The organism is Paenibacillus sp. NRS-1760, from assembly GCF_050467785.1.
Lineage (GTDB): Bacteria > Bacillota > Bacilli > Paenibacillales > Paenibacillaceae > Pristimantibacillus.
The window spans coordinates 427,166-451,815 of the sequence record NZ_JBITPK010000007.1 but is presented as its reverse complement, the minus strand read 5'-3'; the positions used below and the strand labels follow the sequence as shown (position 1 = coordinate 451,815).

The following is a 24,650-nucleotide window of genomic DNA, read 5'->3' as shown; positions in this document are numbered from 1 at the left end:
TTATGAAGAAACATCGTCGTACGGTTGCGGATAAGTGGGCCAAATCGGAAGTGATGAGACGTGACTCGGTGTTAAAGAATCATTTGCCGGAAGCGGAGATGATGACAAGGAAGAGCCTGCGTAAAATGTTGAAACAGTGGGGGATGGTGTATGTAAAGCCGATCAGAGGTGGACAGGGGAGAGGTGTGATGAGGGTAGAGCTTGACGAGGAGGGCTTTCGGCCCTATTCGTACCAGCTAGGAGAAAAAAAGTTGGCTTTTTTCACCTATAAAGCGGCTTATCGGTCTATTTTGAGAGATTCGAAAAGGAAGGCTTACCTAGTGCAAAAAGGGATTCGCTTGCTGAGGCATAAGGGGCGTCCGTTTGATATAAGGCTCGTGGTGCAGCAGTCGCCGCACGGGGGGTGGGAGGCGACGGGAACTTTGGGCAGGGTAGCACATCCTCGAAAAATTGTAACGAATGGCAGTCAGGGAGGAACGATTTATCCAACGGGGTATTTGCTAAGGCGTTATATGAGTGCACCGGTGAGGCGGCGTATGTTGAATGGGATGGATAAGCTTGGCGTTCTCACCGCAATGAAGCTCCACCAGACGTATCCCGGCATTAAAGAATTAGGTGTTGATCTTGCGCTTGATCGCGAGCTTAAGCCATGGATACTTGAAGTTAATACGCTGCCTGATCATTGCCCGTTCTTACTGCTTGAAGACCAATCGATGCTTCGTAAAATCGTGCGCTACGGCAAGGCATACGGAAAAACCTACAAGCTGAACTGTAAAAAGGCGAAGCGCGGGGTTAGGTAGAGCGGTACGGGTGGGCAAGCTCGACTAACCGCTTTAAGAGTGCAGATGCTCAACCAGCGCCAAAGAGTTAGCACCTAATAAGCACATATATATGCTTATTAGGTGCAATTGGCATATGAGCCAGCTCAAAATCTTGCTGGTAAGCACAAATATGCCCTTACAGCGTGGGAAGTAATACGAGTCGATTGCTCAAGTTTGCACTTAATCTGTCATGAACATCAACTGCATCGAAAATGCGGTGCGGAAGCGAAGGCTCTCCACGGGATCACGCAAATCGCGGCCGGTGAGCCTTTCGCATTTTTCGAGGCGATAGGTGACGGTGTTGCGATGCACGAACAGCTGCTTTGCCGTTTCGGCAAGCTGACAATGCGTATCGTAGAAGGTGCTGAGCGTCTTCATTAAATCGCTGCGCTCCTTGCCTTCAATGCTTAATAAATCCTTGAACGTCTCCTCGTAATATTCCTTGAGCTCCTCCTTTGGGATCATCCGCAGCAAGTTGCTGAAATCTTTGGCGCGGTAAGGTTGGACAAACTGCTTCTTTCGCGCGTCGTAGCCTGTTTGCAGCGCTTCGATTGCTTCCTTATAGGATAAAGGCACATGTGTAAGTTGTGATACCGGATTCCCGATGCCAATCGAGATGGGGATGCCGTGCTGCTCGCTTAGGCAAAACACCATTTGCTTCAGCTGCCCTAAAAACTTATCTTCGGTGCCTTTGGCAGCATCTTGATTTGCCTTAAGTGCGATAAGGAAGCAGAAGTATTCGTTTTTTGTAAAAAGTACAAAACGCAAATCAAGCTTCGAAAATTCGCTTTTCAGCACATTGTAATGGCGGTCACGCTCGGATATAAAGCGGCCATCAGATTCGAGTGCGCTTGGCGGACGAAAAGAATCAAAAGAGGTATCGCGCTTAGCGACAATGCTGACGTAAACGGGATGATTCAACAAATCATAGTTTTTGCTGCGATGAATAAGCTCTTGCTCAGAGGTGATGAGGCCGTCAACAAAGTCGGAGAAAAACTCATTTTTATAACGCCGCGACCGCTCTTTGACCGCTTGCTTCTTGATAAGCTCGAGTCCGATGACGTTGGCGGCTTGTTCCATTGCATGTTTCGTTAAGTTGCTGAAGTGTTTGCTGCTGTCGCTCGTCAAAGCGACCAACAATCCTTCTAGTTGAAAGGTAACAATGGGGTACAGCTCAACAGCTGTAAAAGGTGCGCCAATGAAAGCTTGAGAAGTAAATGGGATGCTGTAAGAGCTGTGCAGCGAGGGCGAGATCAGCTCTGCTTGAAGATCGGACGATAATGCAAGATACAAATCCGTTGTCATAGCGTTTGAACGATGTAGAAGTCCGCCTTGTGGATTGATCAGCATAACCGGGGAGTCGATAAGAAGCGACAATGCTTCGATGACGTCGACGGTGCTTTTGCCCTGCATGATCATTTGTGAAAACTGTTTATGTGTCGTCAATGCATAATGCAGCTCATCCGTGCGCTTCTCCAAAATATGGCTAAGCGAGTCGTTGCATATATCACCCAGCGAATGCGCCAGAGACAGCTCGATAATTGGGAAGTGCAGCTTTTCCGCACACTGAAGCACATCGCTTGGCACCTCCTGCAAAAAACGTTTGGTCTTAATCGCTAGACCGGCACATCCGAATTCAGCCATGCTTTTGACGAGTGAGAGCAGAGCCTCTGGTTGATCCTTCATCGCATAACCCGTCGTAAGAAGCAATTCCTGCGGTTTCAAATAGTTAATAATATCTGGAGCGTCCATGATGTTGACCGATTGGACGCTATTTGTCATGCCATCATGTCCGGCAAGTATTTTTGCATTCGCATATACCGGGAGAGATAAGAGTTCTTTTAGGAGCATAACCACACCGCCAATGCTTTTTATGTTAGATTATATGACACAATATATCATCTATGCAGCGGGGTGTAAATATATGATTGTGCGGATTATGCAAGGAATATGGGATATTTTTAGCTACTATGCACAATGACAATGACATGGATTCGGATTATGATGTAGCTACAAAACAATTTTGTGTTATATAACCTGACAACAACAAGGGATTGGGGTTGGTACAAATGAAATTAGTGGTGAATCAGGTTGGGAAAAGCTTTGGAAGCAGAACGATTTTGAAAAATGTAGATCTTACAGTTAACTCGCATGAGTTTATTTGCATACTTGGCCATAGCGGATGCGGCAAATCGACGCTGTTAAATATGATTGCGGGTTACCTTCTGCCTGATGATGGTGCGATTACCGTAGATGGAGAAGAAATTAAGGGGCCTTCCAAGTCGAGAGGAATGGTATTTCAGGATCATGCCTTATTCCCTTGGATGACCATAAAGGACAACATTGCCTTCGGCCCAGAAGTGCAGAAGATGCCAAAAGCACAGGCGAAGGAAACCGCAATGGAGTTTCTGAAGCTGGTAGGGCTGGAACAATACGCCGGACATTATCCTGGTGAATTGTCGGGGGGCATGAAGCAGCGGGTAGGCATTGCAAGGGCGCTTGCGAGCAAGCCGGACATTTTGCTAATGGATGAGCCGTTTGGCGCACTGGACGTACTGACGCGAGAGACGATGCGAGTAGAGCTGCAAAAGATTTGCAGTCAGCTCAAACCAACAATCCTGTTCGTGACACACAGCATAAGCGAAGCGGTTTATCTCGCGGATCGTGTTGTCGTGATGAAGCATGGTGAAATTGCAGAAATTTTTGAGGTCGGAATTAAACATCCGCGATCTTCCCATTCTGCTGGTTTTGGCGAAATGATGAGCCGCATTGAACGGGTTCTTATGGATGAGGAGCATCTGGAGCTAGCGCAAGCAAAGGTGGGGTCATAATGAACGGAGCCAAATTATCTACCGTGAAGGACACAGGAAACATGCAGGCTTCACGGACGGGGACGACAGTAATAAGCAAGCAGGCGCGTGGCAAACGGCCATCGGCAATAAATCAGTTTTTTCAGAAATATAACATTCTCCCATCCATAATGTTTTTCGTTTTTTGGGAGCTGTTCTCTAGAGTGAATGAAACGGCAAAGTTTTTTAATCCTAACTTTCTTCCTGCACCGACCGTGCTGCTATCGGAGGGCTGGGAGCTCGCGAAGACTGGGATTATTACAGACAGCTTGATCTCTAGTACGATTCGAATTGCGCTTGGGTTTGTTATCGGAAGTGCGGTGGCGGTAGGGGTTGGCGTCATCATGAGCAAGTTCAAAACGGTTGAACGATGGTTTTCGCCCATTCTCAACTTAGTTGGCCCGATTCCGACCTTGGCGCTGCTGCCCTTGTTTATTATCTGGTTCGGGATCGGTGAGTTTCCGAAGGTTCTGCTTATTGCGTGGACAACGTTTATCCCGGTGCTGGTGTATACGCTGGACGGCTTTAAGTCGGTGCCTTCCACGCTGATCCGATCTGCGCTCAGCTTGGGTGCAACGGAGCGGCAAATTTTCACGAGAGTGATGCTGCCGTCGGCTATTCCGAATTTTCTTGTTGGCGCGCAGGTGAGTCTAGGCTTATCCTTCTCGGCGCTCATCGTCTCCGAGATGATGGGGGCCAAATCAGGGCTTGGCTACATCATCGTAGATGCGAGAAATTATTTTAAAATATCGAATATGTTCATTGCCATCATTCTGATTGGCTTGGAATATAGCTTGTTCTCTTACCTGCTCAAGCTGGTTGAGAAGAGGGTAATGGCTTGGCGTAAAGGCGGACTTCGAGATGCCATCGAGAAGTAACACTACATACGAAGCTGAAGCAGTACAACTAAAAAGAGATAAGTGGAGGGAATACCAATGAAAAAATCGGGAAAATGGTTTAAATCTGCAATTGTCCTTACGTCGTTAACTTTTGTGCTTGCTGCGTGCGGCGGCAACGAGAAGGCGCCAGCAAATGCAAATGCAAATGCAAATGCGCCGGCATCCACTGAGCTTGAGATGAAAGATCTAACGCTAGTTGGTGTTCGTGATGCACAAATCTCATCGCAGCAAATTATTGCCGACAAGCTTGGTTACTTCAAGGAAGAAGGACTTAATGTAACGAGTCAACTGATCGAGAGCGGACCGGATATCGGACCGATGGTTGCCGGCGGCAGCGCACCTGTAAGTATTCAAACGAACTTTATGGATATTATTTTGAAATCAACAGACATTCCGGTCAAAATCATTGCGCCGCTCGCACAAATTGCTGGCACGCAAGCGGTTGTAGGTTCAAGCAAGCTTGAGCTGAAGAGCGCGAAGGATCTTGAAGGCAAGACGATTGGTATTCCAAGCGGCGCTGACGTTACGATTGCAATCAATAACATGGCTAAAGAGCTTGGTGTAGACGCAAGCAAAATCAAATATGTAAATCTTGCACCGAGCGACGCGGTTGTCGCTTTGGAGAAGGGTGACATCGATGCGCTGGCTGCTTGGGAGCCGTTCATTACGAAGGCGATTCAAGGCGGCGGCAAGTTCCTCTTCAGCGGCACGAAGAGCGAGCTTCCTGACAAGCAAGGTGATGTGAATTGGATGAGCGTGCACACGACGATCCAAGTTTCAGATGATTTCCTTAAGAAAAACCCGAACACTTTAAAAGCTGTCCTGCGTGCTTTGAAGAAAGCGACGGATTATATCAATGACAACCGTGAGGAAGCGATTAAAACATTAGCGCCTGAGCTGCACCTTAGTGAGGAAGAGCTGACTCAAATTATGTCACGGAATGTGTATTCGATGGAAGTTGGCGATACCTACGTGAATGGAAGCAACGGACCTGCTGTCGGCGAGTATCTGAAATCAGTTGGCAACATCAAATCGATTCCTGCTCCAGCTTCCTATCATGATCTGAGCCTGCTGAAAGAGGTAGATGCAAGCTTGATAGTTACGGAACTGAAATAGAAATAGAGCTGAAATAGTAATAGAGTGCGGCTAAAACATGCTCATCTCCTGAAGATGATTAGTTTTACACAAATAGGTAGTTAATAGGGCCGCGGACCTCGTTGTCCGCGGCCCTATTTCATTAGCAGCGCAGCTGCTACGCGATTTGGCAGATTCGGCTCATAAACGGCATAAAAGTGACTGAGCAATGAAAGGCGGAGGGTGAGATGGTCGGTCGAGAGAAACTGGATGTATTGATCAAAAACGGCAGCGTCGTATTGAAGGATGAAGTGCGAATGCTGGGCATAGGAATCAAAGCGGGACGTATTGTTGTGCTTGGCGAGAATCTCGATGATATAGAGGCGAATTCGGTAGTGGATGCGGCGGGCTTAACGATTATGGCTGGCATGATTGATGTACACGTCCATTTGAATGAGCCGGGATTGGGAGGGTGGGAAGGGTTTGAGACGGGGTCCGCTGCTCTCGCGGCTGGCGGCTGTACCACCTATATTGATATGCCGCTAAATGGCATTCCACCTACAGTCACTGTGGATGCTATGCACCAAAAGCTGGCGGCTGCAGATGGGCGGTCTTATGTGGATTATGCCATCTGGGGCGGTTTGGTGCCAGGCAAGCTGCATGAGCTTGCGCCTTTGGATGAAGCCGGAGTGGTTGGTTTTAAAGCATTCATGTCATCGCCGGGTGATCCGAGTGAGGATGCGTTTCGAGAGGTAGATGATTATACGCTGCTCGAAGGCATGAAGATCATCGCGGGTCTAGGCAAGGTACTAGCTCTTCATGCCGAAAGCGAGCCGATTGTTGCTAAGCTTGGTCAAGCGATGCGGGCGGAAGGACGATTGACGCCTGCTGACTATGTGGCATCGCGGCCTATTATTGCTGAGCTGGAGGCTATCAATCGGGCACTATTTTATGCGGAGCAAACGGGCTGTGCGCTTCACTTTGTTCATATTAGCAGCGAGGCGGGCATTAATTTGATTACGGCTGCGCGTGAGCGCGGAATGAACGTTACGGTTGAAACCTGTCCGCATTATTTAGCTTTAACAGCGGCTGATTTGGACCGTAAGGGAGCGGTGGCGAAATGCTCTCCGCCGCTGCGAGATGCCAAGGAGCGGGCGAAGCTGTGGAATGCCGTTGCCGAAGGGCAAGTGGATATGATTTCGTCGGATCATTCGCCTTGTCCAGCCTCGATGAAGGAGGCGGACAACTTCTTTGATGCTTGGGGCGGTATCGCCGGAGCGCAAAGCTCAGTAGAGCTCATTGTGGGAGAAGGCCATGTGAAGCGGGGGCTGCCGCTCACGCTGATCAGCGAGCTGTTGGCAAGCGGGCCGGCAAGACGATTTGGACTGCAAGATTCGAAGGGTGAAATACGCATCGGTGCAGACGCTGACCTTGTGCTAATTGACTTGAACAAGTCTTATACGCTGGAAGCGGAGCAGCTGTATCAACGTCATAAGCATAGCCCATATGTCGGTGAAGAGCTTCATTGCAAAATAAAGGCTACCTATGTAAGGGGTCGCCTTGTCTATGAAGAATCGGAAGGGTTAAGCGAGAGTATGCAAGGCGAGTGGGTTAGGCAATAGGTTTAAGTTAATGGAAGGAGGAGCAGCTATGATGCGAAGTGTACTTTCCCATCCGAGAGAGAAGGAACGGCTATTATCGTATTTCGAGACGCAGGTTATGCAAGTATTAAATTGGCTGGCAACATATAGCCCGGATGAAGAAGGCGGCATAACGCGGCTGCTTTATACCGAGGGATGGCTGGAGACGCAGCAAGCGCTTGCGCTCAAAATGGAGAGCTGCGGTCTAACGACGGAGTTTGATAACGTTGGCAACTTATTTGGAAAATTACAAGGCGATGATCGGGATGCGCCTTCTATAATAACGGGCTCACATATTGATACGGTTATTCAAGGCGGGCATTATGACGGAGCCTATGGCATTGCGGCGGGTTTGCTGGCACTTGATTATTTGCAAAAGCAATTCGGCAAGCCGAAGCGAACGCTGGAGCTTGTATCCCTCTGCGAAGAGGAAGGCAGCCGATTTCCGATGGCTTACTGGGGATCGGGCAGCATCGCCGGCAAACGAAACTTTGAGCAAATTGTCCATTTGCAGGATGCTCAAGATGTATTTTTTGCGGATGCGATGCAGCAATGCGGCTTTGGCGAAGGAACGGGCAGGGATAGCCGCCGTCATGATATTGGCGCGTTTATTGAGATCCATATCGAGCAAGGGGCGGTGCTGGAGCAGGAAGGCGTCGCTATCGGTGTAGTGGAAACAATTGCTGGCCAGCGAAGACTGAAGTTTGAAGTCATTGGCGAATCGAATCATGCGGGAACAACTCCGATGCATATGCGCAGGGATGCGCTTGAAGGGGTTAGTGCGATGATTGGGGCGCTGCGTCAAGAGGCCATGCGGCTTGGATCGCCATTAGTGGCGACCGCTGGCAGGCTGCAGGTGTTTCCGAATGTACCGAATGTCGTTCCGGGAAAGGTTGTATTTACTGTAGATGCGCGTCATGCCAATGAACAGGCTCTCGATAGCTTTTGCCGCTGGGTCGTACAGCGATTTACAGCATTGGCCGGTGAGAGGCAACTGCAGATTCAAGGGACGGAGTGGTTTAGGGAAGAACCGGTTCCGATGAATGAGGTGCTTAAACGGCATATGGATCATATTTGTGGTGAAATGGGCATTTCTTCGAAACGAATGGTTAGCGGAGCGGGGCATGATGCACAAATGTTTGAGCATATTTGTCCGACTGCGATGTTATTTGTTCCAAGTAGACGAGGCATATCGCATTCACCGGAGGAGTATACAGAGCCGCGGGAGCTTGCGGTTGGTGTACTTGTGCTGACAGAGCTGCTGTATCGACTAGGCTATGAGGGGGAAGAGTTATGAAGCTATACAAAGATTTGGCGCCATCACCGCGTACGATTATGACACCAGGTCCAGTCGAGGTGGACCCGCGGGTGCTGCGGGCGATGTCGTATCCGATATTGGGACAATTTGACCCAGAATTTACGGCATTAATGAATGAAACAATGGAGATGCTGCGCCAATTATTTAAGACTGATAATGAATGGGCATTCCCTGTGGATGGGACGTCGAGATCGGGGATAGAGGCTGTTCTCGTAGGCTTGATCGAGCCTGGCGATAAGGTGCTTGTGCCGATTTATGGACGCTTCGGTCATTTGCTGACCGAGATTGCGAAGCGCTGCGGTGCTGAGGTTGTAACGCTGGAGAAAGATTGGGGCAGTGTATTTTTAACGGAGGAAATAGTTAATGCCATAAAGGAGCATCAGCCTGATGTCGTAGCTCTTGTGCATGGCGAGACATCAACGGGAAGAATGCAGCCGCTCGAAGGCATCGGGCAAGCGTGCAGGGAAGCGAATGCGCTCTTCGTCGTGGACGCTGTTGCGACAATTGGCGGTATTGAGGTAGCGACTGACCGGCTGCTCATCGATGCGGTAATTGGCGGCACGCAGAAGTGTTTATCCGTACCGGCAGGCATGGCGCCGATTACGTACAATAAACGTGCAGAGGTGAAGCTGCTCAGCCGCAAAAAGGTTGAAAGAGGGCTGCTTCTCGCTGACGACGAGGATGACCCGCTGCTGCGCCCGATTCAAAGCAACTATTTGGATTTAAGTCAGCTGCAAGATTATTGGAGTCCGGCTCGGCTCAATCATCATACGGAAGCGACGTCCATGCTTTATGCGCTTCGTGAAGGGCTGCGGCTCGTGCTGGAAGAGGGGCTGGAGGCGCGTTTTGCACGGCATCGTGAGCATGAAGGGGCATTGGTTGCTGGTTTGGAGGCAATGGGCTTGCGTCTCTACGGCGACCCCGCCTGCAAAATGACCGTCGTTACTTGTATTGAAATTCCGGCTGGCATAGACGGAGAATCTGTACGTTCGATGCTGCTTGATCATTACGGCATCGAGATCGCCAGCTCCTTCGGTCCCTTGAAGGGGAAAATATGGCGCATCGGCACGATGGGCTACAGCTGCAGCAAGCGCAACGTGTTGCTTACGCTCGGCGCGCTGGAAGCCGTTCTGCTGCGACATGGTCATCAGTTGGAAGCAGGCCTGGCACTGCAGGCGGCTATGGATGTTTATGGGATGTAGATCAAACGGCTTGCTCCCTTGTATAAGGTGAGAGCGGGCTGTTTGTTTTGGATCAAAAGCAATATGATTTGTAGCTTTAATTTTAGTTGGGTGGGCTTTAGTTTTTGGCACTTTGGTCTTTAGGTTTTGATGTCTTTGCTCGTTAGGGAGCCGGCTGGCACTGCAGGCAGCTGTGGATTTATATAAGATGTAGATTAAACAGCGTGCTTCTTTATTAAAGGTGAGTGGGGGCTGCTAGTTTTGAACCGAAACGAAATGATTTATAGATTTTTTATTGGATGAGTTTATTCTTTTAGACTTTGGACCTTAGTTTTAAATGAATTTTCTCACTATCCCGTACCGTGATTGTTGCTCAAAGTTGCTGACGGTTGATGACTATAGTCTATTTGGCTAACTAGTTGTATTGATGCGGCTATCCTGCACATTTGCAGTAACTTACACTAATTTAGAAGTAAAACCTCTCTATCCTGTATTTCTGCAGGAACTAGCTCGTAATTCGGTATTGCAAGCTTGTAAATGAGATGCTATATGGTATAAATACAACATAGATGCTCCGAATTGAGCTAATCCAGCCGCTATCCTGCATTTCTACAGGATAGCTTAATTCACAAGGGTGATTAAATAGCACGATCACTAGCGCGATGTACTGTTGCAGTTAACTAGCATAATTAACTAGCGCAATCACTACCATAATTCACAATTCCGATTAGCTGTTTACTAGTGAAATGCAATGCTGATCATGATTCCCTCACTACGCTATATTAGAATAAGAGCTCAAGCGTGTCTTTTTTTAGCTCATAATATCTGATGGTTCTACCTTTGGATACGGATTGGAGCCAACCTTTGTCAGCTAGTCCAGCAAGGAGCTTGCGGGCTGTGCGGAAGTTGAGCTTCCACGCGTTGCAAACATCAATTGGACGAATAGGGCGACCGAGCTGCCATGCGAGTAGGAGCAAATCTTTTTCAATTTTTGAAACAGGATTTATATTTACTTTATGCAATAAATAAGGTCCGATAACGAGCTGAAGTAAGGAGCGGCATATTTCTGGTCGATCTTTAATATCGTCAAAAGAAAAATGGATCATTTTCCAGCCTAATGCAGTTAAGAAAGTGTCACGATTAAGTGAGTAGCTGAATTTCTCTCGATCCATGTCTTTGACATGAGACTGAAACCCGTCGCATTCTAAATCAAAACGCCCAAAAGGCGGGAGAAATGCAAAATCAAGAAAATACGATTTGCGGTTCCGATCATAGACTTCATATTCTGGGTGCAGGTAATCAAAATTGCCGAATACCGGCCACCATACATTTTGAAGAAGGAGCTTCTCGCCATAGCTGTGTCCTCTTAATAATCTCGCTTTGCGTTCACCGCATCTCTTTTCTAAATGTTTCTCAATAAAAAGTGTGTGCATATGTTCAAAAGTGTGCATGTTGTGTTCCCTCCTTATATTTGGACAAAAAAAGAACGTCCCTTTGCCATGAGCAGAAGGACGTTCTTCGTCTTTTTTCGTATCGTATGAAATTGGCCTCTTAACTAGTTATTGATATAACGCTCAAAAATAGCGCCAAAATCCTTGATGCGATATTGCTTGTGTGTATTTACAAGCCAGTTGAACGCGGATTTGTTCAGTCCGTCGAATTGTTCGACGACGTTGAAGTCGCCTTTATGGATTTGCTGCAACGTTGTGGATGCGAGATCCAGACTGCGTCTTGCATATTCAAGCGAGATTTCGTTCTCGCGTGTAATTTCTGAGATTTTGATAAGTGCTTTATAAAGGTCTTTCAGCTCTTCGATATGCTTCTTGTTGACATCAATGGAGAATGGCACTGAGCCAATCGTGAACTTGATTTCAACATCGAGATCGACTGTTCCAGCTGTTTCTAATGCAACTTGCGAAATTTGATTAGCACTGTAAGAGTAACGCTTCAATGTCCGTTTTTTGCTTAGTGCGCTTTTGCCGTCCAAATGAATGAGTGCAAGGTTTGTGAAGCAATATTCGTCGGTTTTTGACTTAATGAGAAAATAAATTTTCTCGTTATCCTCATGCATAACGTAATCGTCAGAATCGGCTTTGCTGAAATCTGCGGGCTTGATGATCGCGCCAATATCACTTATTCCAAGGGCATCTGCTGCTAATTTACCAAACATTTTACCATTCCTCTCATCGTTGCGTGGAATTCACACCTATTCATTATATATTAAAAAATGGAAATTATGATAGTCCATTTGTCGTATTTTAGCGCAGTGTGATAATGGATAATCATCTATTTTATTAGCGGCTTATTCACAAACTTTTGCTGCGTGTATATAGAGAGGCTTATCTTTCTTAAATTTTTTATCGGATGGATAAAATACGGAAAATTCAACAAACTGAGGAGATGGAAAGGAGGAACGTGACAATGAGTGAGCAACGAGAGGATTCGAACACGCTGCGCAGAGGTTTGAAGGCTCGGCATATGACCATGATATCGCTTGGAGGTTCTATTGGTACGGGTTTGTTTCTTGCGAGTGGCGGTGCCATTCACTCTGCTGGGCCGGGAGGAGCGGTGCTTGCTTATACGCTGATTGGCATAATGGTATATTTTCTGATGACAAGCTTAGGGGAAATGGCTACCTATATGCCTGTGTCTGGAACGTTCAGCACCTATGCAGCACGTTTTGTTGATCCTTCGCTTGGTTTTGCACTTGGCTGGAACTATTGGTACAACTGGGCGATAACGATTGCGGCGGAGTTGTCTGCAGCCACGCTTATTATGAAGTTTTGGTTTCCGAACAGTCCGTCTATTTTGTGGAGCGGTCTATTTCTATTGTTAATGCTTAGCCTTAACCTTCTGTCTGTTAAGGGTTACGGCGAATCGGAATACTGGTTTGCCATGATCAAAATTGTAACGGTAATCGTGTTTATCGCTATCGGCTTGATGATGGTGATTGGCATTTGGAATGGGAAAGCAGTTGGCATAAGCAATCTGACGGACAATCCGTTTCCTGCTGGTTTTTTAGCTACGTTAGGCGTGTTTATGGCTGCGGGCTTCTCTTTTCAAGGAACGGAGCTAATTGGAGTAACGGCTGGAGAAAGTGAGAATCCTCGCGAGAATATCCCGCGTGCCATCCGTTCTATTTTTTGGAGAATCCTCTTGTTCTACATATTGGCGATATTGCTAATTGGCATGTTGATCCCTTATTCAAACGCGCAGCTCGCGAGCGGGGACATTTCAACGAGTCCATTTACGATCATTTTCGAGAGAGCAGGTCTTGCCGTAGCGGCTTCAATTATGAATGCGGTCATTTTGACCTCGGTATTGTCAGCAGGCAATTCCGGTATGTATGCCTCTACGCGGATGCTTTGGGTGCTGGCGAAGGAGGGGAAAGCCCCTCGTTTTCTGGCTAAGCTGAACGTGCGCGGGGTTCCTGTAGCGGCGCTCCTTGCGACGGGGGCTCTTGGCATGCTCGCTTTCTTAGCTTCCTTCTTCGGTGACGGCGTCGTCTACGTATGGCTGCTGAATGCTTCGGGGATGTCTGGCTTTATCGTTTGGCTTGGCATTGCGATTAGCCATTACCGCTTTCGCAGAGCTTATGTATCACAAGGCCACAAGCTTGAGGATCTGGCCTATTTGGCGAAATGGTTTCCGTTTGGTCCGATCCTAGCTATGCTGCTCTGTATTGTTGTGATTGGCGGTCAGTTTATCGGCGCGCTCAAGGATGGCCGTATTGATTGGGCTTATATTTTCGCCTCCTACATCGGCATTCCCCTTTTCCTTGCCATCTTTATCGGACACAAATGGAAGTATCGTACTCGAATGCTGACGCTGGCAGAATGTAAGTTAGATCCGGAGGATTAGTATGAAAAAAAAGCTCCCAACCGTTATGCGCTGAGGCATTAGGCTGGAAGCTTTTTTTAATAAAATTTATAAAAAAATTAGTCGAGCACAGCCGTAATATGAGCTTTAGTAATCGACCAGTGGGACGTCGTCCACACTTTTTCTTTTTTCTCGATAAAAATAATTTGCGGGGACTCATGCTTAACGGAAGTATCTTCAGCGATTTGGTTGGAAACCGGACGCGATTCGATAACTTTTACAAGCACGTATTCCACATCTTCTCTTGGTTTTCCATCAAGATATTGATTGAATTCTTGGTAAGCGTTAGCGCTGACCGGGCAAGTTGTGCTGTGTTTGAATATAACGAGTGGACGAGTAGCTGATGCTTCGTAGACGTTGTTCCATTCTTCAATGGACGTGATTTCTTTGTATGACATAAGGGGAACACTCCTTTTAATCTGCTGTGCAGAAATTAATTAAAACCGTACATATAGTATAGCGCTTTTTGACGAGTAAAGTCATTTTTTTGTCGTTATGCCCTGAGCCATATGGCTATTGTATGAATCGGGTATTGCAATCGGAATTGGAGCGTGCTATGATAACGGAAGTCGAAATGACCGTTTTAGTTTTTTGGTCAGTTTTTAAAGGGATAAAGGAATGAAATGCTCGGAGGTGAAGGAATGGCCATTGATCGACGACAGCAGATTGTGAATGCTGCGGGGAAGTCGTTCGCATTGTTTGGGTATAAGGCGACGACCATGGATCAGGTAGCGAAAATTGCGAATGTGGGCAAAGGGACGATCTACACGTTCTTTACGAATAAAGAAGAGTTGTTCCACGAAATTATGAAGAAGCTTATTATTGAAATGAAGCAGGTTGCAGAAAAGGTTGTTGATCCTAATCGGTTATTCTTCGATAATTTGAACGCTGCGCTCGAGCAGCTGCTCGATTTTCGGGAAGAACATGAGCTTGCACTTAAGCTATCGCATGAGGTACGCGAGATTGGTACGCCCATGGCGCTGGAGGGTATACAGCAAATAGAGAAGGCAGTCGTTGGTTATATTCAACATCAAATCCAACTGGCGATCGATAAGGGCGAGATTAAGCCTTGTGATCCAGAAATGACTGCGTTTGTTATGCTCCGCTTGTATATGGCGCTTACGGTAGAATGGAAAAAAACGCATGAACCGCTGAACAAACAGCAAGTAGCGGAAAAATTGCGATTCTATATGCAAGTAGGATTGGCTCCGGAATAACCTGGATGCCTTTTTTTACACAAAGAAATGACCGAATGAGAGAAATGGTCAATCAGTAACTGGGAGAGTGGACGATTTGAAGTTCAAAGGTTTAAAGCAGTTTGGTAAAGAATTGTCCGGAATCGGCCGCAACAAAATGTTGTTGATATCGGTAATTGGCGTGCTGATGATTCCCGTTATGTACTCATCGATGTTTCTAGGGGCGTTTTGGGACCCGTACGGAAATTTGGATAAGATGCCGGTAGCTGTCGTTAATGCGGATAAAGGGTATGAATTTAACGGCGAGATGATGCATATTGGCGATGATTTTGAGGCAGAGCTAAAGGAAAATGAAAAATTTGAATGGCATTTCGTAAGTAAAGGGGAAGCCGAGGCGGGAATGGAAGATCATAGCTACTATTTGGCCATTGAGATTCCTTCTGATTTCTCGGAGAAAACAACCACTTTAACTTCAGATAAGCCAACGCCGGCTAAGCTTACGTATTTAGCTAATGAGAGCTATAACTTTTTAGCTTCTCAGATTGGCAGTAAAGCAGTCGACACCATGAAAATGGAGCTTAACAAAGAAGTGACGTCGGCTTATACGCGCACTGTGTTTGAGCAAATGGAGGAGCTCGTGGACGGCATAAGCAAAGCGAGCGACGGTGCAGGTGAAATTGCTGATGGGACGACGAAGGCGAAGGACGGAGCTGTACTCATCGAGAAAAACTTAGCGAAGCTGGTCAGCGGATCGCTTACGCTCAAAGAGGGAGTTGCTAAGCTGAACGATGGCGGCAAGGCGCTTGGCAAAGGCAGTGCCGAGCTTAGCACGGGCACGAATGACTTGGCTAGCGGCCTGGCGCAGCTGCTGGCAGCGCAGAAGGAGCTTGGCGCGGGAGCGGCATCGCTTGGTGAAGGCGCTGGCTCGCTCGGAGCCGGAGCGGTGAAGCTTAGCGACGGCTTGTCGCAATTAGCCGGAGCGAGCGGACAGCTGGCGGGAGGCGCGTCGGACGCGCAGCAGGCTGCGGGGCAGCTGGCGGGCGGTCTTAAGGAATCAGCTGCGGGCGAGGAGCAACTGAAGGCAGGAGCGTCGCAGCTGGCGAATGGGCTGGCGCAGCTGGGTCAGGCGAATCCTGAGCTGGCGGAGAGCGAAAGCTTTGCGTCTTTGCTCAAAGCGAGCCGAGAGCTTGCGGCGGGTCTGGAGAAGTCTTCAGAAGGACAGAAACAGCTAAGAGACGGGGCGTCTAAGCTGAGCGACGGCCTAGTCAAAGTATCTGATGGACTTGGAACCTTCGATAAGAAGGTCGAGGAAGCAGCGGCCGGCGGTAAACAGCTTGGTGCAGGGGCAGAGCAGGTAGTCGCTGGTGCGAAGAAATTTTCAACCGGCATGAATCAGTTCGGCTCCAAGCTTGCTGAAGCAAGTGCCGGCGGAACAAAGCTTGCAGCAGGTGCCAAAAAGCTGAACAGCGGGGCAGCAACGCTTACGTCTGGACTTTCACAGTTGTCCTCAAGCATTACGCCATTCGTTAATGGTTCAGTAGAGCTGGAGGATGGTGCGCAGCAAGTAGCTTCAGGTTTGTTGAAATTGGAGGATGGCACTCAGGAGTTGTCTGGCAAGCTGAATGAAGCGTCGGATAAGACGTCTGATCTAAAGCTGACCGATACGATGGTGGATATGTTCTCCGATCCAGTGAAGCTTGATGTAGAGAAAGTAACGAAGGTAGATAACTACGGTACGGGTCTTGCGCCGTATTTCCTATCGCTTGGATTATATGTCGGAGCTATGCTATTAACGATTGTATATTCGGTTCGTGAACCGGCTGTTCGTCCAGTTAACGGCTGGAGCTGGTTTTTGAGTAAAGCACTCACTTTAGCGCTAATCGGTACCATTCAGGCATTGATTGCGGATGCTGCTCTTATTTATGTGCTGAAGCTGGAAGTGCAAAGCATGGGCTTGTTCGTCATGTACTCCATACTAACCAGCATTACGTTTATGATGATTATTCAATTCCTAGTTGCTTCAATGGGCAATCCGGGACGATTTATCGCAGTTATTTTGCTTATCTTCCAATTAACAAGCTCTGCGGGCACATTCCCTATCGAACTTGTACCTGGATGGTTGCAAAAAGTATCGCCGTTCCTGCCAATGACTTACTCGGTTAAAGGCTTTAGAGATATTATCTCAAGCGGAGATTTCAGCTCGATGGCTGGATATGTTGCAATTATGGCGGGCATTGCTATTCTGTTCGCAGTACTTTCTTATCTGTACTTTACTTTGTCCCATCGGAAAACGAAGGATGATAAGATGGAACCAGCAGTTCCGGCATCTGTTTAATTTAAAAAAGGGCTAGTCTCGGATAATCCGTGGTACAGCCTAATATGCAAAGACGCTCTCAAACACGATGAAAAGTGGATGAGAGCGTCTTTTTTTGTATGCAAATGTAGCGCAAGGAAGTGAGGTGAGCCGGACTAACTCCGCACAGTCATATACAAAAACGGCTGACCATTTTGGAAGGGATCATTTAAGATGATCTCTTCTCATTCGGCCAGCCGTTAATTATCTGCTATTCGTGAATTTCAGTGAGCAATTGACCAAGCGTCTCGAGCGCTTGCTCTTCCTGTTCACCGTCAATTTCCAAAGTCACTTCTTCATTCATCGCGATACCAAGTGTCAGCATGCTAAGCGAGCTTTTGCCGTTTACTTTTTTGCCTTTGGCAATGACGCTGATTTTACAAGGAAAGGTGTTTGCTGTTTGGACGAAGGTTTTAGTTGGGCGTACATGAAAGCCCGTCGGATTGATGATAGTGTAAGTTTTGCTAATCATGATGAATCACTCCGTTTCTTGTGCGTTCTACGAATTGTGTAATTTCCTGAGTGCTCCGCATAGTCAGTGCTTGATTGGCATGAACTGACCATTCGGACTGGTCGAGCTGTCCAATCAGCTCTCTTGCTTGCAGAATCGAACCTGCGCTCATGCTGAATTCATGCAGGCCAAGACCAAGTAGTAAAGGGATTGCCGTATGATCGCCTGCCATCTCGCCGCACATGCCCACCCATTTGCCTTCCTTCTCTGCCGCTTGAATGACGAAGCTGATGAGGCGAAGCAAGGATGGATGCCATGGCTGGTACAGGTACGATACTGTTTCGTTCATACGGTCTGCCGCCATTGTATATTGAATCAAATCATTAGTGCCGATGCTGAAGAAATCAACTTCAGGAGCAAAAAGATCGGCAGCGACTGCCGCGGCTGGAATTTCGACCATCATGCCAATTTCGATATGCTCGGCAAGCTGTACGCCTTCGGCGATTAGCTTCTGCTTTTCTTCCTCAAGCAGCTTCTTTGCCTCGAGGAGCTCCTCTAATACGGCAATCATCGGGAACATGATTTTCAAATTGCCGTAGCGGCTGGCGCGGAGAAGCGCTCGCAATTGCGTACGGAACAAGTCTTGTCTATCGAGACATAGGCGCAGCGCGCGCTGTCCTAAGAATGGGTTGCTTTCCTTTGGCAGCTCCATGTAGGGGAGCTCCTTGTCTCCACCTATATCAAGCGTCCTGATGACGACTGGCTTAGGGTTCATTTTCTCAAGTGCATATTTGTAGCTGGTGAACTGCTCCTCCTCCGTTGGGAGGGAGCTGCGCCCCATATATAGGAATTCGGTACGAAAAAGTCCAATTCCTTCGGCGCCGTTGTCGATTGCCCGCTGAATATCTTCCAAGCTGCCGATGTTGGCTGCCAGCTCTACTTGCTTGCCATCCTTGGATAAAGTGAGCTTATCCTTCAGCTTGCTTAATTCCGCTCTGCGCAGATCATCCTTTTGTTTCTTTTCTTGATAGGCTGCCAGCTCTTCTTCCGTAGGCTCAATTAGGACAATGCCTTCAGCCGCATCAACGATAATAACGGCTTGCTCTTTCATATCGTGAACCGCTTGGCCGATCCCTAAGATTGCTGGTATTTCCAATGACCGCGCCATAATGGCAGAATGCGAGGTGCGGCTGCCTATTTCTGTGACAAAACCGCGTACGAAGTTCAAATTAAGCTGAGCAGTATCTGAAGGCGTCAGATCGCGCGCAACGATAATACACTCCTCCGACAGATTGGCTAGGTCAGTATGCGGAACGCCGCGCAAATGACTCATGATGCGTCCGGATACGTCCTCAATATCAACGGCGCGTCCTCTTAGCAGTTCATCAGCCATCGATTGCAGAAGGTCGATAAAATGTTTAGATATCTCATGGAGCGCAAATTGAGCATCTATGGATTCTTCGGCTATTTTTTGCTCAATCGCTTCAATGAAATCAGGATCTTCCAAAATCATCAGATGACCTTCGAATATTTCGGCCTTGTCTGCTCCGAGGCGCTCCTCTGTTTTTGCACGAATCGCTTCAACCTCTTCACGGGTGCTTGCAACAGCACGGCGGAACGTTTCTATTTCCTGCACACTGTCTTGCACAGATTGCTCAGTCGGTATGAAACGCTCGGATGCGAGATGGAAGACCGGGGCAATGGCGATACCCGGTGATGCTGCTATCCCTTTAAGTGTTAATGTCATTAACTTCAGACTCCTTTCGCCGCAGATTGAAGTGATTGCTCCAGCTTGCGGTAATGCTCTGCCGCTTGTATATGAAGCGGATGCTGCTCATCTAAACCTGTATATTTTGTTATCGTAGAATGAAGGCCTATTTCCTTAATGGAAGCTTGCAGCTCGGCAGCCTCGGGATCATCTGCAGCATTAAAATGTAAAGCCGCTGCCATAGCCGTGGTCAAATGAATGGCAGGCATGCCAAATTTATAAGCTAATGAGGCCGGTCTAACTAGACGGTCATTAGGAGAAATTTTGCGAATAGGCGAGCGGCCGATTCGAACAACCTCGTCTACCAAGTAAGGATTAACAAAGCGCTCCAAAATTTGCTCAACATAAAGCGCATGCTCTTTTTCATCGAATTGATACGTTTTGATAAGCGCAGCTCCTGATTCCTGCAATGCGCCTCGTACCTCTGCCAATACCTCTTTGTTGTTCATCGCTTCTTGAATCGTCTCGCAGCCTTTAAGGAAACCGTGATACGCTGCAACGCAATGCCCTGTATTAACAGTGAACAGCTTGCGCTCGATATACGGCTCCAGTTGATCAACGTAGTGTACTCCGTCAATTTCCTTAAGCGAATTAAGCAATGGGGAACGCTCTACAGTCCACTCATAGAAAGGCTCGACCATAACTTCAAGTGGGTCTTCATTTTGCTGCAGCGGAACGATACGGTCAACGGCGGCGTCAGGGAAAACGATATGCTGATCGGCTTTCGCCTGTACATCCGCAGATAGATGGCCATATACGAATTGCTTCAAAATCGTGCTGCCGCCAAGGGCATTCTCGCACGCAATAACCGGAAGAGCGGCTTTGCCGCTCTCGATTCTAAGCTCAATTCCTTTAGCAACCGCAGCGGCAATGTGCTTCAGTACCGATACGCCAACAGCGGTTGTGACGATATCCGCTTCTGCGATAGTCTTAGCGACTAAATCTATATTTTTACCGTCAATAGCAGTTATATGGTCAACTAGATACGTGTCGCCTTGCTCGTTTGCAATCTTAACCGCATATTGTCCTTTTTCCTGCAGCTGCGAGACAAGCGTATCATTTACATCAACAAAACATACCTCGTAGCCCGCGTTATGCAGCAGCAAACCGATAAAACCTCTGCCTATGTTGCCTGCGCCGAAGTGAACGGCCTTCATGATTCCATCCCCGATTCAAAGATAGAAATCAATTCTTGCTCCGAAGAAGCGTTCAAGATGCGCTGCATATCTTCTTCCTCAGACACGAGTACAGCAACATTGGTCAAAATATCAAGGTGATCGTCGCCGACAGCCGCTAGGCCGATGATTAATTGAGCAGGCTCTTCGCCGCCGAAGTCTACGCCAGCCGGTACGGTAATAATGGCCATGCCTGTAGATTTAATAAGTGCTTTCGATTCGTTCGTGCCATGAGGCATGGCAAGCCCTCCGCCAATATAAGTGGATAGAGACTCCTCGCGCTCAATCATTTTGTCGATATACGACTGCGGAGCATGCCCTGCGTCAACAAGCATTTGTCCAACCATGCGGATCGCTTCGTATTTGTCCTTAAGGTTAACGTTTAATTTTACTTTCTCTGTAGATAGAATGGTCATGATTATTCTCTCCAATCCAATTTGGTTTTTATATATTGTTCCAGCTTCTTTGAGATAAACAGCTTAATGCTTGCCGCATCACCATGCGCTAATAAAGTAAGCAGATCCGGCAGCAGCAGCATTGCGCTAATTTCACTTAGCAGCTCAAGGTTATAGGAATCAAGCTTGAGAGGGCCGAGCATCATCAACAGGTGCTTGGCCTGCGCATCTTCATCCTCGCCTAGCTGCAAAGTTCGATCATATCGATATAAAGCAAGCAGCGGCTCTTTAATCCATTCACTGCGTGTATGAAGCAGGGCAAGCTCGGTATCTGGTATGACCAGGCTTCCTTGCAGCTCTCTTGCGAGCAGCTGATCGGCTATTTTTTCGCGATTTGCATCGATATATGGCTTTCCGATTAAGGAAAGCATACTCGGCAGCTGGTGGTCCAATCGATTTTGATCTGGCAACAGTGTTAAATCATGCACATGGAACCCGTCAAGCAGCTGAAGAACGATGCCGGAATATAGCTGAAGCTGCAGCAAACGATCCAGAGGAGACTGGCCTGCCGTGTCTTCGTTTGCTGATAGCGAGGGGGTGACCTTCTTCAAGGTTGTGCCCTCTATATAGCTGCGAAGCTTATTTGTTTCTTCCGGCGTGAGCAGAGGACTCAACTTAATATAGCGATCCGGCTCTAGCGGCAAATCAACAGTTGAAATGATCAAATCATAGCGGCTAGGCGGAAGCCTTGTCGCTTCATACCATGAATAATGACCGATCAGGTCGATTTGCGGCAGTACGTTAACGATTTTGACAGCTAAAAGCTTGGATGAACCGATGCCGCTCGTACAAACGAGAACAGCTCTTATTTTTCTTGGAAAAGGCTTTAACCGCTCAAGGGAAGCACCAAAATGCATAACGATATAACCGATCTCCTCGTCAGGCACTTGTAGAAGCGGATAAACCTGTTGTACAGCGCTTTGAACAATGGAAAACAATATAGCGTAATCTTTTTTGATCGACACTAACATCGGATTGCGGATAGCGATGCCATCCTTAATGCGCTGAAAGGCTGGTTTTATATGCTGAATAAGTCCTTCTTCCAGCGACCGATCCTCCATGAGCGACATGTTTAGCTGATCCTCTACATAACGGATGAGCAGCCTGACGCCTTCAATGGTCGGCATATCTTCATGATGAATCAACAGGCCGTTATCTAGAAAAGCTTCGCTATTTAGCAGTTGTGAAAGATACGTTTTTTCTTCTATTGGGAGCTGTAGATTGAGCACACCCAGCAAGCTTCGCAGCAATGGAATGATTTCATCAGAATGACGATATTCGCTTGCTGTGACAAAGCAGTTGTTCTCTATTCGGGTTAACGCAACCGACAGCTTAATAAGCAATCTTGTATAGTTAGATTCGGACAACGTGTGTGGCCATTCGTCATTTAGTTCCCATAGCGCATGCTCGAGCCGCTTAAAGTTTTCTTTGCCGATCATGTCGAGCAGCTGTGCTGTGATCGGGTTTGAGACTGTAAGGTTCTTGAATTGACCGAATAAATCGGAATCGTCGAGATGATTTATGGCAAGCAAACTAATTGAATGACGCTTATCTTCTTCAGATCCAATAATTTCAACGCCATACCCTCTTCTGCGAACAAGGGTCATCCCGTGTTTATTAATCAGTTCCTCCAGCTCATTGAGATCATGGCTGATGGTCGGCATCGTTACGCGCAGCTCATGGGCGAGAGCAAACATCTTTATCGGCTCGTCATGCTCAAGCAGCCTGCAGAGAATAACGATTTTTCGTTCTTCAGCCGAATATTCAAAGTAATCAGATGGCTCAAACGATTGTTTGAATCGCTCAAGAGTATCCGAGTCTGCTTCTACTTGAATACCAAGCCCTGCTATTTTGTGAAGTGCAATGCCGTTTGCGGCAAGTAACGATTCGATATCGACAAGCTCGCGATGGATCGTCCTTGTGCTCGTACCGACAATGGACGCGATATCGGCTGCGGTAATTTCTTGCTTTTGACTCAGCAGCAGTTCGATAATTCGACGTTGCCTAGTTGAGGCTTTGATAGGCTATCCTCCTTAGCAGAAGAATGGACTTAACGCCGACAGTAAACTGTCAGCGTTAAGTATGAAGTCATGAACTTAGTCTTTGTACGAGCAAGTCATACTCTGGACTTTTAAGGAAATTATCAATGGAAATATGCTCTGCGTTAGGCGCCTTTAGGCGTGCGCGGTCAGTCAATGTTTTATGGGTGATAACGATGTCGGCATCGCCTGGAATATCGTTGATCGCCGTGTTAATAACGGTAATCGGCAGCTCAGCTGCATTTATTTTTTTGCGCAATATGGAAGCTCCCATCGCGCTTGAGCCCATACCTGCATCGCAGGAAAATACAATTTTGTTCACTTGCTCTTTCGTTAGCTGTACTTGTTCTACGGAAGGTGAAGCAGCATTGCCTTTGGACTCAGCTTTCATTTGCTGAACTTTTTGTGCAGCGAGCTCAAGCTCGTTGTCGTTATCTCCTGCCTGCTTGCTTGTTTTAAGAAGAACAGCAGAGACAAGGAAGGAAACGATTGTTGCGACGACTACACCGCTTAGCATTGCTAGTAGTCCGCCTTTTGGCGTCATGGTGATATAGGCGATAATGCTGCCCGGTGATGGCGCGGCAACAAGGCCAGCTCCGAAGATGGAGAAGGTGAATGTACCAGCGACACCCCCAGCGATAGCTGCGATAATCAAACGCGGATTCATTAGAATATACGGGAAGTAAATCTCGTGAATACCGCCGAAGAAATGAATGACAACAGCGCCTGGCGCCGATTGCTTAACCATTCCTTTTCCGAATACCCAATAAGCAAGCAGAATGCCAAGACCAGGTCCTGGGTTGGATTCCAGCATGTAAATGATGGATTTGCCGGCTTGTGATGCTTGATCCAGCGCGAGCGGACCTAGTATGCCGTGGTTAATCGCGTTGTTGAGAAACAGTACTTTAGCTGGCTCGATCAAAATGTTCGCAAGCGGCAGGAAACCTGTGTTGATCAGCCATTCCACACCTGAAGCAAGTACTTTGCTTAATGCGGCTACGACCGGCCCGATTCCTTTGAAGGCAATCAGTGCAAGACCGCCGCCAATAATGCCGGACGAGAAATTGTTGATGAGCATTTCAAAGCCTGAAGGAATCTTTCCTTCAATAGAATGATCGAATTTCTTCAGCACCCATGCGGCTAGCGGGCCAACGATCATGGCTCCGAGGAACATTGGAATGTCCGCCCCAGCAATAACGCCGAGTGTGACTATTGCGCCGACTACGCCTCCGCGTACGCCGTGAATCATTTGACCACCGGTATAGCCGATGAGTATAGGGAGCAAGTAGGTAATCATCGGTCCAACAAGTGTTGCTAGACTTTCGTTCGGAAACCAGCCTGTTGGTATAAATAGTGCCGTAATGAGTCCCCATGCAATAAAAGCGCCAATATTCGGCATGACCATGCCGCTTAGGAAACGACCAAATCGTTGTACGGAAACTTTAACTCCGCCGGATACCGGTTGCTCGGATGTCAGTTTACTCATGCTTAAACCTCCAATTTATAATAATGTTCACTAACTGAACCTGAATTAATCGTAATGTATAGCGCT

Annotated in this window: 20 protein-coding genes and 1 pseudogene; 10 read left to right on the top strand and 11 right to left on the bottom strand. The window is 47.5% G+C overall.

From position 1 onward, the window contains the following. The first annotated feature begins 2 nt into the window (after positions 1-2). Complete coding sequence (locus ACIFSR_RS06060) at positions 3-800, top strand: YheC/YheD family protein (RefSeq protein WP_430055768.1); 798 nt, start codon at positions 3-5, stop codon at positions 798-800. A gap of 201 nt (positions 801-1,001) precedes the next feature. Here ACIFSR_RS06060 and ACIFSR_RS06055 read toward each other — a convergent pair whose 3' ends face one another. Continuing rightward, complete coding sequence (locus ACIFSR_RS06055; RefSeq protein WP_430055765.1) at positions 1,002-2,672, bottom strand: PucR family transcriptional regulator; 1,671 nt, start codon at positions 2,670-2,672, stop codon at positions 1,002-1,004. 218 nt (positions 2,673-2,890) lie between these two features. Between ACIFSR_RS06055 and ACIFSR_RS06050 the strand changes: the two genes are divergently transcribed. From ACIFSR_RS06050 to ACIFSR_RS06025, 6 genes are all read left to right on the top strand, one after another. Then, positions 2,891-3,652: an ABC transporter ATP-binding protein gene (locus ACIFSR_RS06050; protein WP_339206353.1), complete on the top strand. Its 762-nt coding sequence runs from the start codon at positions 2,891-2,893 to the stop codon at positions 3,650-3,652. Positions 3,653-3,693: 41 nt separating this feature from the next. Further along, entirely contained in the window at positions 3,694-4,548 is an 855-nt protein-coding gene (locus ACIFSR_RS06045; RefSeq protein ID WP_430056204.1) for an ABC transporter permease, read from the top strand. Positions 4,549-4,605: 57 nt separating this feature from the next. After that, complete coding sequence (locus ACIFSR_RS06040; RefSeq protein ID WP_339206355.1) at positions 4,606-5,685, top strand: ABC transporter substrate-binding protein; 1,080 nt, start codon at positions 4,606-4,608, stop codon at positions 5,683-5,685. Between the two features lie 206 nt (positions 5,686-5,891). Next, positions 5,892-7,265 (top strand): allantoinase, encoded by a 1,374-nt coding sequence (locus ACIFSR_RS06035; protein ID WP_430055761.1) that lies wholly within the window; start codon positions 5,892-5,894, stop codon positions 7,263-7,265. A 28-nt stretch (positions 7,266-7,293) separates the two neighbouring features. Continuing rightward, positions 7,294-8,580, top strand: coding sequence for an allantoate deiminase (gene allC / locus ACIFSR_RS06030; protein WP_430055758.1), 1,287 nt, complete (start codon positions 7,294-7,296; stop codon positions 8,578-8,580). Further along, positions 8,577-9,803 (top strand): pyridoxal-phosphate-dependent aminotransferase family protein, encoded by a 1,227-nt coding sequence (locus ACIFSR_RS06025; protein WP_430055756.1) that lies wholly within the window; start codon positions 8,577-8,579, stop codon positions 9,801-9,803. The genes allC and ACIFSR_RS06025 overlap by 4 nt, the downstream gene beginning before the upstream one ends. Before the next feature lie 761 nt (positions 9,804-10,564). Here ACIFSR_RS06025 and ACIFSR_RS06020 read toward each other — a convergent pair. Beyond that, complete coding sequence (locus tag ACIFSR_RS06020; RefSeq protein ID WP_430055753.1) at positions 10,565-11,233, bottom strand: hypothetical protein; 669 nt, start codon at positions 11,231-11,233, stop codon at positions 10,565-10,567. 104 nt (positions 11,234-11,337) lie between these two features. After that, positions 11,338-11,952 carry a PH domain-containing protein gene (locus ACIFSR_RS06015; protein ID WP_430055751.1) on the bottom strand — a complete coding sequence of 205 codons (615 nt, stop codon included), beginning with the start codon at positions 11,950-11,952 and terminating at the stop codon, positions 11,338-11,340. Positions 11,953-12,203: 251 nt separating this feature from the next. Here ACIFSR_RS06015 and ACIFSR_RS06010 point away from each other — a divergent pair, with 251 nt between their 5' ends. After that, positions 12,204-13,643, top strand: a complete 1,440-nt coding sequence (locus ACIFSR_RS06010) for an amino acid permease (RefSeq protein ID WP_430055750.1) — start codon at positions 12,204-12,206, stop codon at positions 13,641-13,643. Positions 13,644-13,720: 77 nt separating this feature from the next. Here ACIFSR_RS06010 and ytxJ read toward each other — a convergent pair whose 3' ends face one another. Next, positions 13,721-14,059, bottom strand: a complete 339-nt coding sequence (gene ytxJ, locus ACIFSR_RS06005; RefSeq protein WP_076268487.1) for a bacillithiol system redox-active protein YtxJ — start codon at positions 14,057-14,059, stop codon at positions 13,721-13,723. 243 nt (positions 14,060-14,302) lie between these two features. On the opposite strand from ytxJ, the gene ACIFSR_RS06000 reads away from it, so the two are divergent. Both ACIFSR_RS06000 and ACIFSR_RS05995 read left to right on the top strand, forming a co-directional pair. Further along, positions 14,303-14,878: a TetR/AcrR family transcriptional regulator gene (locus ACIFSR_RS06000; protein WP_076268486.1), complete on the top strand. Its 576-nt coding sequence runs from the start codon at positions 14,303-14,305 to the stop codon at positions 14,876-14,878. 76 nt (positions 14,879-14,954) lie between these two features. After that, a complete protein-coding gene (locus tag ACIFSR_RS05995; RefSeq protein WP_430055749.1) occupies positions 14,955-17,192 on the top strand; it encodes a YhgE/Pip family protein in 2,238 nt (745 codons plus the stop codon). 229 nt (positions 17,193-17,421) lie between these two features. Here the strand turns inward: ACIFSR_RS05995 and ACIFSR_RS05990 are convergent, their stop codons facing one another. From ACIFSR_RS05990 to ACIFSR_RS05960, 7 genes and pseudogenes are all read right to left on the bottom strand, one after another. Beyond that, a complete protein-coding gene (locus ACIFSR_RS05990) occupies positions 17,422-17,682 on the bottom strand; it encodes an HPr family phosphocarrier protein (protein ID WP_339206371.1) in 261 nt (86 codons plus the stop codon). Then, on the bottom strand, positions 17,675-19,408 hold the full coding sequence (ptsP, locus tag ACIFSR_RS05985) for a phosphoenolpyruvate--protein phosphotransferase (protein ID WP_430055747.1): 1,734 nt from the start codon (positions 19,406-19,408) through the stop codon (positions 17,675-17,677). Before ptsP ends, ACIFSR_RS05990 begins: the two co-directional genes overlap by 8 nt. Before the next feature lie 5 nt (positions 19,409-19,413). Beyond that, on the bottom strand, positions 19,414-20,586 hold the full coding sequence (locus tag ACIFSR_RS05980) for a mannitol-1-phosphate 5-dehydrogenase (RefSeq protein ID WP_430055744.1): 1,173 nt from the start codon (positions 20,584-20,586) through the stop codon (positions 19,414-19,416). After that, positions 20,583-21,020: a PTS sugar transporter subunit IIA gene (locus tag ACIFSR_RS05975; RefSeq protein WP_339206377.1), complete on the bottom strand. Its 438-nt coding sequence runs from the start codon at positions 21,018-21,020 to the stop codon at positions 20,583-20,585. The genes ACIFSR_RS05980 and ACIFSR_RS05975 overlap by 4 nt, the downstream gene beginning before the upstream one ends. Before the next feature lie 2 nt (positions 21,021-21,022). Continuing rightward, the gene (locus ACIFSR_RS05970) at positions 21,023-22,756 is read right to left on the bottom strand and encodes a BglG family transcription antiterminator (protein WP_430055741.1); all 1,734 of its coding nucleotides are present in this window, start codon (positions 22,754-22,756) and stop codon (positions 21,023-21,025) included. 150 nt (positions 22,757-22,906) lie between these two features. Continuing rightward, positions 22,907-23,053: pseudogene (locus ACIFSR_RS05965) on the bottom strand (HTH domain-containing protein); the annotation flags it as partial. 94 nt (positions 23,054-23,147) lie between these two features. Next, positions 23,148-24,584 (bottom strand): PTS mannitol transporter subunit IICB, encoded by a 1,437-nt coding sequence (locus ACIFSR_RS05960; protein WP_430055738.1) that lies wholly within the window; start codon positions 24,582-24,584, stop codon positions 23,148-23,150. Positions 24,585-24,650 lie beyond the last annotated feature (66 nt).